This window comes from Microbulbifer thermotolerans (assembly GCF_900112305.1).
Taxonomy (GTDB): domain Bacteria; phylum Pseudomonadota; class Gammaproteobacteria; order Pseudomonadales; family Cellvibrionaceae; genus Microbulbifer; species Microbulbifer thermotolerans.
On record NZ_FOKT01000007.1, the window covers coordinates 35,561 to 50,978 of the forward strand.

Sequence of the window (15,418 nt, forward strand, 5' to 3'; positions counted from 1 at the left end):
AACCTCCTGTTAATCCGCGGGCTGTTCTTCGGCGGATTCGTTTTGCTTCATCGACAGGGCGCGCCGCTTGTTGGCGAGCAGCGCCTGTAACTCCGGTACCTGTTCAAATCCCGTGAACAGGGTGGCGCCTGCGTCCCGCAGCGCCACGTTAATTGCCTGGGCCAGAGCGTCTTCCTGGGACTTCAGAAAGGCGGTGGGTGTTTTTCCGTAGGCGGTAATCACCCAATTTGCCACCGACTCACCTTGCGGGTTATAGGCGTGCATGTCGTATTTGATCCACACCTCGAAGATATTCACACGGGTTTCCCGAGGCATGGTGAATTGCAGCTCTCGCACTTCCGGTACGATGACCAGTTCGACGTCCTCTGGCAGATTCTGTGGGTAGGAGGACAGGAGTATCGTTTCGGTAAACATGGAACCGAGCACCGTTTGAAACAGGTTTTTCTGTGCGCGCCCGGTGCTGATATTCCATTCCTCTCTGTCTTCGCTGTCTTCGTGGTGGGTGAAATTGCTGAACTCATCGCTCAGATAGATCCCCACGGTTAGAGGGTGTTGCCGTCCTACCGGCTGGGGAAATTCCCCATCCACCTGTACCGTGTGTGAGCATGCCGTTGTCAGCAGTGCGGCCGACAACAGGAGACACCTCGCTGCCCGGGAAAAAACGTTGCTGGAAAATTCCATTTCTCCGTCCTCAATAACTGATAGACCTGGCAATAGCCAGTTATCGGAAATCGTTTAACCCCACAAAAGTGCCGCCATTTCTATAGGTGAGTTCGCGCATCAACGCGGCGAACCGCAATCCCGTGGTCTGTAGATGAGGCGGGCGGGAAAACTGTATGGGAAATCCAATCGCGTGTATGCGCACATTGCGTTTGCCTTCTCCATGCTGGGCGTTGACTCTGTCCACTGCCAGCATGACGTTGCGGATGGATTTGCCGGTAAACTCGTCTCCCAGTACGTAGATACTGATTTTTTTGTCTGGGTCGTAGAAGCTGCGCACCGCCTTTTGAATGCCTTCCACTGGGCTGGAGTTACTGAAGGGGTTCCAGGAGCGCAGGCGCTTGAGAATGGCTTGGCGGCGCCCCGGTGTGTCGGGAATCCATTTGCCGCGATAGTTGGAGAACATATAGTCCCCCATATCGTTCATTACCTGTATGCCTTTCACGTTGGGATAGATGTCGAGGGTGTTGACCATTTCCTCCATCATTCTGTCCCAGCCGTAGTTGAACATACTGCCGGAGGTGTCGATGATGAACAGGATGTATTCACTATCCACGGGAATACCGCCGATCACACTGTTTTTGCGCTGATGGTTTTCCCCCAAAAGGCGGCGCATTTCTTCGGTTAGTGTTTGCAGGGCCACTGTCAGCTCGCCTTTGAGTTTGCCCTGCTCGCTTTCCCCCTCCGTCTTGCGCGCGTAAAGGGCCTGCAGCGTCTCCAGCTCACCGCGCAGCTGGGCGATGCGTTTGCGTTCTATATCCAGCTGTTCGCGCTTGGCGTTGAGATCTCGATTGAGCACACTGGTTTCACCGCGGATTTCTGCCAGCTGGCGCTGCAGTTCCTTTACCTGCCCGTCGAGGTCCAGCTCGGCCTCCTCGAGCACTATCGGTTCCACCGTTTTGGCGATCATCAGCAACAGCACTATGGCGCCAAAGCCACAGCAGATGACGTCGAGAAATGAAACGCTGAATTCTTCCTGACCTCTTTTGCGGCGGTTGCGTCTCATGGCCAGTCCCTCGAAGGCGCAATAAAGGAGCCCTGGGTTTGTGCGGCCAGTTTCCAGAATTCACTGGCGGCAAAAGGGTCGCCTTCCATCGGTGCGAGAATGACGTTGATCGGCACGTTTTTCGGTAGAACCTTGACTGCGCGCCGGAAGAGTTGGCGCCTGTCCTTTCCGGAAATCGTGCTGCTGCGGGGTGGCTTTATGCCTTGGGTAGGCAGGCCATCGGTAATCAGAATGATATTGTCCGGCAGCGGGTTCATAGCGTTGACGGCGTTGAATATCCGCTCCAGGCTGGTGCCGCCTTCGGGCACTAATTTATCCAGTTCTTTGATGGCTCTGTCCAACTGGTCGCGGTCGTCCACATTCAACCAGCGGTCTTCCGTGCCGGGAATGGCGGCGCGGAAACCGGTATTAAAAGTGTAAATCTGGTACTGACTTTCGTGGGGAAACTGTGCGGTAAGCCAGGATACGGTGTCCAGGGCGCGGCGCCATTTTTCTGTCTGGCGCTTGACACGTGAGGACATATTGCGGGCGCGGATGACTTTGATAAGTTCGTCCCCCAGCATGCTGGCGGAGGAATCCAACAATATCAGTATGCGGTTGCCGCCCAAGCGCAGGCCGGTGAGGTATTGCCGATCGCCGTCTCCTATGAACTTGCGTACATTATTGCCGAGCTGTTCGTTTTCCTCCTCGAGATTTTTCTTGGCCTCCTGGAGTTGTTTCAGTTTTTCCCGCAGCCGCTGGATATCCTCTTCGTCGTCGCTGCTGTCGATCTCGGCGATATTGCCTTTGACCGCTTCTATCTGCTCGAGAATGCGCCGTGCCAGTCCCTGGGTCTGGGCCAATTCATCGCTGACCACATCCAGTGCGTTACGGGCCAATACCAGGTGCTCGCGCCCGAAAGTCACTTCCTCCTGCAGCAGGTTGACCTCCGCTGCCAGATCCTCGTTTTGCGCCTCTATGTCGTGATCGGAACCGTGTTTGATGATCAGGAATATCAGTGCCACTGCGCCAAAGCCGCAGGACATAATGTCTAGGAACGACAGGCTGAATGTGGAGAACCGCCGGTTTTTTTTACGCGCCATAATGCTCCACACTGATTGCGGTGATCACTTCATCGTGATCCGGTACACCGATTCTGTCGCCCGCGCTCAGATTGACGGGCGCGGCGATCTCCTCGCCGTTCAGCATCAGCCGTGTGCCGGCATCCACCCGCAGGGCCAACCGGCCCGCGTGGTTGGTGACGGTGGCGGCGGGGTGGTCTGGCGGTGTGGGGGTGATGTTGAGTTTGTTCCCCTTGCTGTAGACAAACAGCGGTTGCCGCGCCGCCAGGGCGCGGTGCCCGAATAAGAGGTGCGTCGCCGCGGTTTCGGCGGCAGTGTTGATCTGCACCGCCACCTCGGTGGCCGGCGCCGCGCTCAGCGCGTTGACCAGGCGCAGGGCGGGGGTTTCGCTGTAAATTTCCTCCCAGTGTTTGGTCACTGACAGAGCCACGCAATTGTGTGGCAGCAAGTGGATGCGCCCGGTTAGTTGGGCTCCGCCGGGAATTTCCCCCCAGCGGTGTGAGACAAAGACGATGCTGTTTTCTTCAGCGAGGTTTTCAGTCATGGCGCGCACCCGGGACAATATGGGGGCGCAGGCGTCTTGTAATTGACGCAGGCTCACCTTGGCTGTGCGGTCGTCCAGTTCCGCCATTACCTCGCCCTGGCGCATGGCCCGGCTTACCCATTGAGGCATTAGATCGTAGAGCTGTTGTTCCACCTCGGCGGAATGCAGCGGGTCGAAGCGGCACTGCATAATGAAGGCATCGGTGAAAACCCGGGCCCAGGCGTCCTGGAAATTTTGCAGGCCGGAATCGCCGATCGCCTCGGCGATGTCCAGTTCCGCCTGCTCATGTACGGCAATGCGGCTGACCAGTGTCTGGTGGCGCTGTAGTTCCACGTGCAGATGCACGCCACGGGGCGCCACTGCGCTGATGCAGGCAGTGGCCGCGTCCACCAGGCCCACGGCGTTGACCGGGCTTTCGTTGACGATGCCGAGAAGCAGCGCCAGTTGCTCGCGGGTGAAATTGCCAGGCACCGCGAGTACTACTTCTTGCGGTAAATCACAATGTTCGGCGATGTCCTGCAGGTGGCAGTAGGCTAGGTCCGCATGGTGACGACAGCGGGCGTTGTCGGATTTCAGAGATTCCAGGCTCAGGCGGCGCCAGAACTGATTGTTGACCTGGGTGGGATGGCTGCGCGCGCGCATGAGCGCGGCGGTTCCCACCAGTATTTGTTGGTTGTCGATCACCGCTACACCGGGGCTGTCGAGGACTTCGTCGGTACCGCTGAATACGCGCAGACCACAGTCGTTGATTTCCAGTACGCCTTGGGTCATAGGGTGGTTTCCTTTCCTTTGGGGCGCAGTGGCGCCCTGATAGTCAACTCACTTTTAAGAACCTGAGGAGGTTGTTGTCGCAGTAGTTTTGCGTGTCCAACACCAGCCGCTCCTGCATCAGCTGCAGCTGATGCGTGAAGAACATGATGATGATGCTGATCACTAGTGCGACGAAGGTGGAATTAAAGGCAACGCCGAGACTGACGGTGACGCCAGCGATATCGCCCTCCACCGCGCGATGGGCCTGGGACAGGGCCTCGCCGATACCGCGCACCGTGCCGATAAATCCGATGGAGGGAATGGCCCAGGTGATGTAGCGGACCATCGCCAGTTCGCTGTCCAGCCGGTCCGCTTCCGTGTCGCAGACCTCCTTGATGGAGTTGGACACGGCGGCGACATTTTTCGTGGAGCCGAATCGTTGCAGCGCGGTCAGCAGCGCCCGGGGCAGCAGGAAGCTCCGCTCTTCCTCTGGCAGCGCTTGAATCGGCCGGGACAGGTCTCGGGTGTCTTCCGGGAGAATGGGGGTGCCCTCGCTGACATTGAGCAGCGCTTTGTCCAGCAGTTGTCGCTCGCGTATGCTGCGCTGGGCTTTCAGCCCCATGATCGCCAGTGCCCAGAGCATCAATACGAAACAGGCCTCTTGCTCGTAGTCGCGCATGACGATGTAAAGGGAGCGCTGCTGCACGTAGGTTTCACCGGCGGCTTCGCGGGCCAGCTGTTCCTCGATAAGGGCATCCGCATTGGGGCGGATAATGGCCACGTAGATGGCGTGCACCAGTATGATTGCGCCCAGAAGGGCAAACAGCTGGAAAACAAAATCGGATGATTTGAATTTCATAGTGTTGCTCTGTGTGGCTGTGTCGCAGCCTGTCGGGGAAACGCTGGTTCATTTCCCCGGGCTTTGCTCCGGCTGCAAATGACAGTTGTTTCCAAGTGTGAAGTCATCGTTGTTGCCCCGAGGAATCTCTTTTTGGCGTGCGCGCGAGTGCAGTCGTTGAGTCCGTGTTACCAGGTATCTTTACCGCCAGGAAGCGCATGTATCAGAGCTTCCCTAGATATCCACGGGGTAGGAGACGGATAAGTCTTCCGAGATTTCCTCGGAGGCCTGGTAGTCGTCAGGGTCTGCCGTCTCTTCATTTTGTGCTTTCTGCGCCTGTGCGATTTCCAAGGTTTTTTCTTTCTCACTCTGATCGCTGTTTTCCTGAGCTGCCAGCGGTGCCGACAACAGGAGTAGGCCGATCATCCATAGGGTTGTTTTCACGCTATATCTCCTAGAGTGCCTCTGATTTATCTGCTCGGGGCTTTTGTCGGTTCCGGGGCGCATTTATCCGGTCTTCCTAATTTACCCACCGCGCCACGCGGAAGCCGACGTCATCCCTGGGGTCGGCGCCATAGTCGCGATAGGCAAGGCGTAGCTCCGTGAGGCCCGCGTGGCGCCAACTGGAGCCGCGGATAACGTGGTAATCCCCGTCCTGAGGGCCCACCGGGTTTTCTTCGCGGCGCATGGAAAGTCCGGTGCCTATGGTGTACAGGTCGTGAATCCACTCGGAGACATTGCCGCCCAGGTCGTAAATCCCCAGGTGGTTGGCCGCGAAGCTGGCCACCGGGGCCGTGGCCGCATAGCGGTCGTCGTAGGTGCGCAGTACCGCCGGTACCAGGCGGGCGGCTTGGCTGTCGGCGTAGTTGCCGGAATTTTTCCGCACTGGAAGGTCGTCGCCCCAGGGAAATTTGCGCATGGCGCCGCGCTCGTAGCGCGCTGCCCAGGCCCATTCGGCTTCGGTGGGCAGCCGGTACCCGGTGGCGGCACCGTCGAAGCCGATCACGCGGCCGCGTTCGGTCAGGTATACCGGTTGCAGTCCATCGCGCTCGGACAGCCAGTTGCAGAAGAGGGCGGCATCGGTCCAACTGATGTTCACTACCGGCAGATTGTCATTGTCCAGACTGATGCCATTCACATGGCTTGAGCTGTGCATGCGTTTAAAGCGGCGGAATTCGCGGTTGGTCACTTCGGTGACAGCGAGGTAGAAAGGGCGGGTGAGGGCGATTTGCCGCAGCACTTCGTTGGCGCGTCGGCCCTGTTCACGGCGGGATGACCCCATGGTGAATTGGGCGTTGGGGCGCATCAGCTTCATGGTGCCGCCGGCCGGGTGGGTGATCTCTGTGGGTATTTTGCTCCAGCGGGCTTCTTCCGCGGTGAGTAAAACGGCGCGGATGCTCTGCTCCAGTTTGGCGCTGGGAATAACCGTCGTCTCAAAGTCCTCGTAGCCGCTTTTGCGCACCAGAATGTTGTGGCTGCGCGCCGGCAAATTGAAGGTTTCCCCGGTCGTGCCGGCGAGTTTGCCGTCGATGTAGACCTGGGCGTTTTCGGGGCTGCTGGTGATTCGTACGCGGCCATATACAGGGTCGAGCGTGATGTTGAGATCCCGCTCCAGTCCTGAATCCACATTGATGGTGCGCTCCACCGATGCGTAGCCGTTTTTGAAGAAGCGCAGCCGGTGTTCACTACCGGGGGAGAGTTCCAATTCGAGCGGCGTATGGCCGCGGAATTCGCCGTTGACGGTGACACTCGCGCCCACGGGATTGCTGACCACATGTACTATGCCGTCTGCGGCATTGAGGTCCACGGATGCCAGTGTCTGGTCTACCCCGGCGGTAACTGCCACGGGAATCTCTACCGTCTTGTGGCGCGGCAGCGACAGGCGGATGACTCTGTCGCCCTGCAGCAGTTCCGCGTTCAGCGGAGTGGTGCCGAGTACCTTGCCTTCGACGCTGACAGTGGCGCCCGGCGGGTTGCTGTTGATGCGCACATTGGCCCAGGCGGGGCGGAGCTGGGCCCGCAGCTCTTGGGTGTTGTCCAGACCCTCGATTTCGATTTCGCGGGTGAAGGGGAGATAGCGCTCGCTGAGCAGGGTGATGCGTTTGGGGCCGGGGGGAATATTTTTTGCCAGCCCGTTTTCGCTGGCCACTTCGGAGCCATCCACCAGTATGCGCACCGGCACCGGGGGATCGCTGATGACCTGCAAGTGTCCCGGCAGCCGCTCCAGAGCGATGGTGTGGCGGCTGTGTCCCTCTTTTCGCACTTCTACTTCTCCGCTTTTGGGCCGGTAGCCGGGAGCACTGATGGTGTATTTGTAATTTCCGGGGAGTACCAGGTGCCCATCGCCCAGGGGCAGGGCGAAGCCGCTGACACTGACATCGGCATCGGGGGGTTGGGTTTCAAAAATCAGGGAGCGGGCGATCAGCAGATACAGCAGGATCATCAGGCTCAGCAAAAGGCAGCCGGAAACTGTCAGGGCACGCGGGGACAAAAAGCGTTTCTTGCCGCCAGATTCAACCTGCGCGGGGGTAAAGTCGGCGGGGCGAATCACCGGAAAATCATCGTCTGTTCGGGCGCTGCCGCGAACGGGTACTGCTTCCTTCGCTGTCATTTATGATTCCCTGTTACTGCGCACTTATCGGTTTATCGCGAATGCCGTGCAAGTCACAGTCGCAGGTGCAGAGGCGACCCGCGAGCCTATTACTGTGCACTACAGCTTAGCTTGCCGGTGTGATCCCTTTGATTTTTCGTGCGCCATTCGGCGTAAAAATCATCTTATCGCGCGTACCGGACTGGCGCTTTTGTCCAAATTTGGCTGTCTGCGGTCAATCTCTGAGCAACTGTGTGGAGTGCGGGCTCTGTTCGGTAGATCAGCTGTTATTGGCACCAACTATTTTTTCAGCGCATTGAATGATGACTGTCGGTATTTCCTCTCCTGGGACCACGGTAAATTCCCGTCGTACATCGCGGTAGCCTTCGCGGGTGCCGACGGCAATATAGCGGCCGGGTTTGAGTGCGATTTCGCGCTCGTCGAAATTGCCCAGCTTTCCGACATGATAGATGGCGACATTGGTGTTGCTGTCCGATTGCAGGCGTACCGGTCGGGGAATCAACGCCTGGGTAATAGCGTTTTCCAATGTCTCGATCTGTTTTTGCAGCCGTGAGGAGGCTATACCGTTGTTTACCCGCCGCGCGTCCGCGAGTACTTGCCGCGCGTATTGATTGCGTTTACTGCCGCTCAGGCTGAGTGGGTCCGCAAGCAGTTCGCGCAGCTGGTCATCGAGTTGTGCGCGAGCCTGGGCTCGAGCCTTGCCGGTGATGGCGTCCACCAGGCTGGCGTCTTTTTTTAGCAGCGCGGCATAACTATCGAGCGCAGCGTGCCAATCCTCTTCGGCTTCCTGAGTGCGCGCGCGGGCGAACAGCTGTTCTATTTGTTTTTGCTCGGCGCCGTTGCGGGCCTGCTGCAGGCCGATGGAGGGTTCCGTGGCGCTGGGTTTCAGTGTTTGTGCGCGCAGAAAAGCCGCTTCGGCGGAGGCGAAATCTTCGCTGGCGATGGCTGCGTAGCCCGTGGACATAGCCTCACTGTAATCGCGCTCGGTGATGGCGGACTCTACCCGCGGGAGCAGCTCGCTGGCGGGCCGCGTTTGCGGGTCTATTGCCAATGCTTTTTGCAGTTGTTCCCGCGCCTGATCGAGGCGATTTTCCGCAAAGGCCTTTTGGCCGGCCGTGTAGTGTTGCCAGGCTTGAGGCAGTTTTTCCGCGCGCTCTTTGCCTTTGACGCCGCGCGGGTGTTGCCGGGAAATCGTCAGCACTAGGTCGAAGGCCTTGTGTGCGGCTTCGGCATTGCCATGGTCCAGCGCCTGATGACCTTCGGCCAAATGTTTTTCGATGCGTTCGGGAATGCTGTCGCGTAGTTGCTGGAATGCAGTTAGGGATTCGCGGTATTTTTCCAGCGCTTCCATAAAGCGGCGCTTCCGGTAGATGCCGTCTGCCTGTTCCGCCAGTGTCCTGGCGGCGACAAATGCATCCTCAGCCCACACCTCGACCTGCCTTTCCTGAAGCTCCTCCTGCAGGATAAGAATTTCCTGCAGCACTTGTTGCACCTGACGCCTTTGTTGAGCGATTTCCGCCTCGCTGTATGGGGAAGCTTTAATGTGCTCCGCGCTGGCTGCGGGCTGTTCCGCAGTGGTGGGCACCGGTGAGCGGGGCGTGGGTTTTTCCACTATGCGCGGCAGAAACCAAAATACGCCCACCAGTCCGGAAAGCAACAGGGCACCGGTGATTGCGACCGGAAACTGCGGGTGTGGGGTTTTGCTGCCTGCTCTCGGAGAAGTTTGCGCCATTTGCGGGCGTTCATCGCTTGGGAAGCGAAATTCCGCGGGCTGGATGGCGCTGCTGTCTTGTGAGGATGGATCGCGGTGTTGCATGGTGGTGCCGTTCGCTGTCTTTTTTTATGGGACCGGAGGTGCGTCCGGTCCTGTATTTAAATACTGGTTTCCAACATGCCGGTTTCCGCTTCGTAAATTTGTTTCAGGATCTCGCGCCACTGGCGGTATTGGTTTTCCACGGTACCGGTCAGGGTTACGGTGCGGTCTTCCAGCTCAACGATCTGGGGCTCCACCTCCGCCTCTATTGAATCGCCCAATTCCTGCAGTGCTTCTATATGCATCTTGGCTTCCGCACGGCGGTCGAAGCCGCTTTTGATCAGGTAGCCTCCGCCGGCAATACCCACCTGGCCCGCCGCGCGGGCGCTGCCGCCTCCGGAGCCGGCGGCGGCGATGCCGCCGATAATGGCTGCCGCGCCGAGGATGGTGTGGTTGCGGGCTTTGCGCTTCAGTTCGCGCATTTGCTTGGTCTCTTCATAACTCATGGCGCGCCATTCCTGGTAGGGGACTTCCATGGATTTGACGAAGGTGCCGTAGTAATCCTGCAGGGTGTCCACGAAGAGGTAGTCGCGCTCGCGGATGCGGCGCACCCGTTCCAGCATGGGGTCGTTTTCCGCTGGCAGAGCCGTCAGCCGGTAGATGCCGTCCTCCCCCTGTACCAGATAGCGTTGAAAGGCATCGGGGGAAAAGCTGCGCGCGAAGCGCATTTCCGAGATGGTGCGCAGCTCCGCGATTTGCCGGTCAGAGAGCTTTTTTCGGTAGGCCAGCATGTCGTTGGCGATGCGGTTGTAGATCCCCTGGAAGGCGTCACCCTTGGTGGGGTGTTTGCGGTCGTAGGCGTAGTGGGAGGCGAGCTCGCTGTACTGTTTGCTGAACCAGCGCTGGCCTCGGGAATCAGTCACCGTGACATCTAGGGTCAGGGTTTCGCCATCAGACTGCACGATACGGCCGGTGACGGTTACATCGATGTTGGTGCGTTCACTCGGAATGACCCGCACCGCGCCCCAGCCGAGGCTCTGTTGCAGGGATTCCGCCAGAGTGACGGCGATATATCGGGACTCCGCCTGGCGCAATTCCGGGAACACCAGCTGATCCTCATCGACTTCCGCGGTATCCAGGCCCGGGTTGAACTGCACTATGCCCACGTCCAGGAGGCGCTCCTCGGGAATAGTGGCGTCTTCCACGGTGAGCGGTGTATAGGCCGTGGTGCGCACTTCGGTGGTGGTACAGGCGCCGGCAGTCAGTGCAGCAACGAGCAGCAGGCAGTTTCCGAGCAGTTTGCGGCACGAAGACGGTTTGGAAAAAAACATACGCATGTCCTCCGCGGTCACTTCTGCGCTTTTTTATATTTTCGGTATTCCTCCCACAGTTTTTCCCGCAATTCCGGGTCCGATTCCCGCATGGCCGCCTCGCGGATTTGACGCGCTACTACGTCGTCATCATTGCCATTGGGAATGTCCGCGGGAACCACGATGGGGGAGTTGCTGTGGTCGTATTCGCCCATGCGCCCGGGGGTGGGCAGGCCCGGGCCGGTGGCCTGTCCGCTGGAATTATTCTGCCCAGGGCCGCCACCCTCGGGGCCGCCTGGAGGCGCTGGCAATTCGGCTTCGGCGGATTCGATCAGATCTTCCAGTGACTCTCCGGGTGGCGCTTCGTCCGCGGGCTCCTCCCCTTCTTCCCCGGCAGGGGCGGGGCGGTTGCGCACATAGTCGCGCTGGCGCAGGATCATGCCGTCGTAGCTTGCCATGGTGGATTCAAACTGGCTCTCCAGCTCCGCGACCCGCTCGGCGGCAGTGGCGGGCGGCTCACTGGGCGCGTCACCGCCACGGCTGCCGGCGCCGCTGGGCTGGCCGGAGTCGTTACTGTTCGCAGCGCTGGCTGAGGCACTGGCAGAGGCGCTAGCAGAGGCGGTGCTGCTGGCAGTAGATGCGGATGCTTCTTCCTCGGAAAAGTCGATATCCTCCGGGGGCTCGCCCTGGCTATCGGTGGACGGGTCAGGGGGCATGCGGTTGTCCCGCGGATTTTGTTCTGATTCGCTGTAAACCGGTGCCGATGGACTAGCGGAGCGGTCCGCCGGGTCTGGCATGCTGTCGCCGGGGGTGGAGCTGGCCGGTGCGGAGTCCTGTGCGCCGCTGGGGGAAGCCGCGCTGTCACTACGGCTGGATTCTATACCCGGCAGGGATTGCGGTTGACTACTGGCGGTGCTGACGCTCGGCATCCCCTGGCTGGGCTGGTTGGCGGAGCTACTCGATGGCATGCTGCTCGCGGTTTGCGGTTGGCTGCGGCTCGATGAGCTGCTGCTGGACGAGGCGCTCGACTGGGAAGGCGAACTGGCTGAGGACTGTGAGGGGGATGGTTGGGCCGGCGGCTGCGACTGTGTCTGCTGGCTTTTGCAACCGGCGATCAAAGCGCCCAATACCACTATCGATGTCAGTGTGCGCCAGGCGGTGCCCCTGTGCGCCTGTTTGTGTACCGCTTTCCGTAGTGTCATTGTTTCTCTCCTGAATGTCCCGCCGTTGTTGTTGCGGCGGGGGTTCGCTGTAGCGGTGGCCCTGGGCATTCACTCACTTGGCTGTGTTGCGCGAATACTGGTTCGACAACAGCGGTTGTTTGCGGTTTGTTTCTGGCGTGTAATCTGGCGTCAAATATCTAGGGAACCTCTGATTAATTCGCGTGAACCCAATGGTAGGTTCCGGGGCGCTCAGGCAATAGGACGGATATTTCGAAAACGCACGAGTACTTCCCTGTAGCTCCGCCGGATACTTATTACTAAAGCGCGAATTCATCAGTGGTCCCCTGGGGGTCGTTTGCGTCAGTCGAAAACGAATCTCTGCACAATATTTTTTGTCTCCACGGGCTCGCCGTTTTCGAATCGCGGTCGAAATTTGGCGCGCTTTAATACACTGCGGACCCGTGAGCGGATGCTAATCCGGTCTTCCGGGTAGGCGTTCAGTATGCGGATGTTGCGCGCCTTGCCGAAGGCCGTGACATCGTAGGCCACGGTGACGTAGGCGTTCGCCGGCGTGTTGGGATCTTCCTCCAGCATTGGCAGTGCCGGCAGCGCTGCCGGGCGGCCAAAGATATCCTCGATTTCCCGGTTAGTGGCACCGTTGTCCCAGAGTGCCTGATAGGCCTCGCCATAGGTTTGCCGGGCCGAGTGCCATTTATTGAACATCATGTACCAGTCACCCAACTCCACCTTGGCCTTGGCGGAAGCCGCCGGTGGCGACTGCGGGTTTTTCTGGTAGACATCAACGATACGCGCTATGGCGTTTTTTCCCGAACTGAAGCTGTTCATGCGGTAGTGATCCAGCTTGGAGCGGCGCTGCGCATCCACGTTTCCGCTGCCGAAGCTGGTATTGACCACGACTGGCGGCTGGGGCTCGCCTTCATAGGTGGCGAGATAGTAGTTGGTGGCTTTGAGACCGCGCAGGGCCTCCACCAGGCGCAGGTCGTTGGCGCCGAAGTTCTGGGTGATGATATCCACCGCCAGCTGGTAGAGGTTGGTGGCACTGATCAGGTGTTCAAACAAAGTGCCGCCCTTTTCTTCGACATAGGCTTGCAGGTGCCATCGGCTCAGATTGTTGATCACCGGCAACATCCGCGGATCTTTTTCACCGTAATTGCGCGCGTGCAGCCAGTAGAGGTATTGCTGATTGTCGTTGGCCTCTTCCCACTGGTTGAGCGCAATCTGACTTTCGATCATGCGTTCAATCATGGGAATCTGGCTCAGGGAATAGAGCCCCTCATTGACCCGACTGATCAACATGGCGCGACGGAATTGACTGATGGCCTCCTCATGGGCGCCGGCTTCCTGTAGGGCAGTGCCGAGCCCCAGCAGCTGTTCGTCCATGCCGGCGCCGTAGGCACCGTACATGGTTTCCATTTCCTCAATGCGTTCGCGGTAACTTTCCACGGCCTGCGACGGCCGCAACTTTCGTTTGGGGGGCTCCAGTGGTGTCGATGCCGCTTTGATATAGGCTGGCGGCGGGGCATAGGTATCCGCGGCCTCGGAGACACCGGAATCCGCGTGGGTGTTGCCACACAGCAGAGCTGTGGCTGTAAACATCAAGCCGATAGCAAGGGTGTTGCTGGTATCTGTCTGTGTCACGATTGAACCACTTCCGTTCCATGTTTTGCTACAACCCTTTCCCGTGCCTGAGGCGCGGAAAGGCGGGCACGAACTCCGCCCGGGCCTTGGCCGCGCGGATTTTTTCTCCCTGAAAGTGTGGTCCTCTCACAACTCCCTGACAGTGCCCGGAGTCTGTTATTTCCGGTGGCAGGTAGGCGGCGTGCGGTTCGAGTATGTGTCGTCGCCTGCACGTCCGCGCCAGAGACTAGTTATCTGACGCCTCTGATGCGTATTTAGCAGTATAGCCACGGCGATTCGCGTCCTGGCGGCGGAGGCGTGAAACACAACAGCAGGGCTTAGGATTTGTGAACGGGTGCAATACCACCTAATCGGTTTAGCACTCCTGCCGCGCTTGCACCGGCTTAACGGAGGGGAATCGGAAAAGGGGCTGCCAATAATTTGCCCGGGCGCGGGACGCCGGTGCACGAAACGGTCACGGGTTCCGAAACATTTATCCTAGGCGCTGGGGATAATCCGTTTGTGTTTTGCGTTCAAAGGCGGTGTAACGGAGTGGATATTTGGATTACAGTGCTGCAAGCGCCATAATCGGCCTACTGAAATAAGAGGAGGTGCCGGTGAGCATATACATAGACCCAGCCGTAGCGGCCAGTCTGCGCGGATTCGAGATGCCAGAGAAACTGGGCTTTGGCACTGTGATGGCGCCGGTCATGTTCCGCGCTGTTTGTCAGGATGGCTGCTGGAGCCAGGGGGAGCTGGTCCCCTATGCGCCCCTGGCGCTGGATCCTGCAGCTAAGGTATTGCACTATGCCCAGTCCTGTTTTGAGGGCATGAAGGCCTACCGTACCCAGGCGGGCGGCGTCAGCCTGTTCCGCCCCGAGCGCAACGCCGCGCGTATGGCGCACTCCGCCGCGCGCTTGTGCATGCCACCGGTGCCGGAGGCGCTGTTTATGGACGGTGTGCGTACGGTTACCGCTTACTGCGCCAACCTGGTGCCAGCTACCAGCGGAGAGTCTCTCTATTTGCGCCCCTTCCTGTTTGGCACCCAGGCGGATTTAAGCGTTTCCGCCAGCACCTCCTATGAATTCTATGTGATCGCCAGCCCGTCAGAAGCCTACCACGCCGGCAATATGCGCCTTTGGGTGGAGCGCGAAGACAGTCGTGCCGCACTGGGGGGGACCGGAGACGCCAAGGTGGGCGGCAATTACGCCGCATCACTGCGCAGCGTCGCGCGTCTCAAGGAGCGCGGCTACGACCAATCCCTGTGGCTGAACCCAGGCAACCGCAATACGGTGGACGAATTGTCTGGTATGAATTTCTTTGCGGTTATCAATGGGGAATTACATACCCCGGCACTGAGCGGATCGATCTTGGAAGGCGTTACCCGGGACTCCCTGATCGACCTGGCCCGGGACATGGGTTACACGGTGCATGAGCGCGCCATTGATATCGACGAATTGCTGGGGCAGGTGGCGGAGGGCAGTTGCGATGAAGCCTTTGCCTGCGGTACCGCCGCCATTGTCAGCCCGATTAGCCTGTTCGGCGATGGCGGCAGGGAATACCCCCTGGCGAAAGCCCCCGGTCCGGTGGCGGAGCGCCTGCGCCAGATGCTACTGGATATTCAAGAGGGCCGGGCCGAGGACAAGTTCGGCTGGATGCATCCGGTGGAAGTGGTCAGTATTGACTGACTCCGTCTATGATGCCGCAGGCGCGGCGGTATGCGCATGCGGCATTATTTTATGCGCCCCGGAGGGGCAATTAATATTACTTTTCTTCCCGTAGCTGTTTCCTGTAGAAACGAAATTGCAATCATTGATGCCAATCTCTGTGCAGTCGTTGACTTGCGTGACCGAACTTTCTACAACTGTATCGACACAATAAAAAATGAACTGGAACTCAGGGAATGGCCTTTTAGCGGTATTCCTCATTTTGACAAGTAGTTCCCAGATCAAATTGAGCAAGTCGGAAGTTTCTGAAAAACAAGGTGCGCGCCTGATTGTGGCCGACAGACACAGATAGGGGCA

Annotated in this window: 14 protein-coding genes; 3 read left to right on the forward strand and 11 right to left on the reverse strand. The window is 58.9% G+C overall.

All coding sequences use genetic code 11. The annotated features are described in order from the left end of the window. Positions 1-9 precede the first annotated feature (9 nt). The 10 genes from BM155_RS12145 to BM155_RS12190 form a co-directional block, all read right to left on the reverse strand. The gene (locus tag BM155_RS12145; protein ID WP_231902444.1) at positions 10-633 is read right to left on the reverse strand and encodes a hypothetical protein; all 624 of its coding nucleotides are present in this window, start codon (positions 631-633) and stop codon (positions 10-12) included. Between the two features lie 88 nt (positions 634-721). Then, entirely contained in the window at positions 722-1,726 is a 1,005-nt protein-coding gene (locus BM155_RS12150) for a vWA domain-containing protein (RefSeq protein WP_067151294.1), read from the reverse strand. Beyond that, entirely contained in the window at positions 1,723-2,808 is a 1,086-nt protein-coding gene (locus BM155_RS12155) for a vWA domain-containing protein (protein ID WP_074903415.1), read from the reverse strand. Before BM155_RS12155 ends, BM155_RS12150 begins: the two co-directional genes overlap by 4 nt. Further along, positions 2,798-4,102, reverse strand: coding sequence for a hypothetical protein (locus BM155_RS12160; protein WP_074903417.1), 1,305 nt, complete (start codon positions 4,100-4,102; stop codon positions 2,798-2,800). Before BM155_RS12160 ends, BM155_RS12155 begins: the two co-directional genes overlap by 11 nt. Before the next feature lie 43 nt (positions 4,103-4,145). Next, positions 4,146-4,940: a MotA/TolQ/ExbB proton channel family protein gene (locus tag BM155_RS12165; RefSeq protein ID WP_067151304.1), complete on the reverse strand. Its 795-nt coding sequence runs from the start codon at positions 4,938-4,940 to the stop codon at positions 4,146-4,148. Positions 4,941-5,153: 213 nt separating this feature from the next. Next, a complete protein-coding gene (locus BM155_RS12170) occupies positions 5,154-5,363 on the reverse strand; it encodes a hypothetical protein (RefSeq protein ID WP_139223251.1) in 210 nt (69 codons plus the stop codon). 76 nt (positions 5,364-5,439) lie between these two features. Beyond that, a complete protein-coding gene (locus BM155_RS12175; protein ID WP_074903419.1) occupies positions 5,440-7,530 on the reverse strand; it encodes a PEGA domain-containing protein in 2,091 nt (696 codons plus the stop codon). A gap of 259 nt (positions 7,531-7,789) precedes the next feature. Then, positions 7,790-9,346, reverse strand: coding sequence for a tetratricopeptide repeat protein (locus BM155_RS12180; protein ID WP_074903421.1), 1,557 nt, complete (start codon positions 9,344-9,346; stop codon positions 7,790-7,792). 56 nt (positions 9,347-9,402) lie between these two features. After that, positions 9,403-10,614, reverse strand: coding sequence for a hypothetical protein (locus BM155_RS12185; RefSeq protein ID WP_139223252.1), 1,212 nt, complete (start codon positions 10,612-10,614; stop codon positions 9,403-9,405). 17 nt (positions 10,615-10,631) lie between these two features. Then, entirely contained in the window at positions 10,632-11,522 is an 891-nt protein-coding gene (locus tag BM155_RS12190) for a hypothetical protein (RefSeq protein ID WP_074903423.1), read from the reverse strand. On the opposite strand from BM155_RS12190, the gene BM155_RS17115 reads away from it, so the two are divergent. After that, the gene (locus BM155_RS17115) at positions 11,506-12,054 is read left to right on the forward strand and encodes a hypothetical protein (protein ID WP_139223253.1); all 549 of its coding nucleotides are present in this window, start codon (positions 11,506-11,508) and stop codon (positions 12,052-12,054) included. The two genes, BM155_RS12190 and BM155_RS17115, sit on opposite strands and share 17 nt — an antisense overlap. A 62-nt stretch (positions 12,055-12,116) precedes the next feature. Here BM155_RS17115 and BM155_RS12200 read toward each other — a convergent pair whose 3' ends face one another. Further along, entirely contained in the window at positions 12,117-13,415 is a 1,299-nt protein-coding gene (locus tag BM155_RS12200; protein ID WP_067151322.1) for an energy transducer TonB, read from the reverse strand. A 596-nt stretch (positions 13,416-14,011) separates the two neighbouring features. Between BM155_RS12200 and BM155_RS12205 the strand changes: the two genes are divergently transcribed. Next, on the forward strand, positions 14,012-15,082 hold the full coding sequence (locus tag BM155_RS12205; protein ID WP_067151325.1) for a branched-chain amino acid aminotransferase: 1,071 nt from the start codon (positions 14,012-14,014) through the stop codon (positions 15,080-15,082). A 30-nt stretch (positions 15,083-15,112) separates the two neighbouring features. Beyond that, positions 15,113-15,334 (forward strand): hypothetical protein, encoded by a 222-nt coding sequence (locus BM155_RS17320; RefSeq protein WP_067151328.1) that lies wholly within the window; start codon positions 15,113-15,115, stop codon positions 15,332-15,334. Positions 15,335-15,418 lie beyond the last annotated feature (84 nt).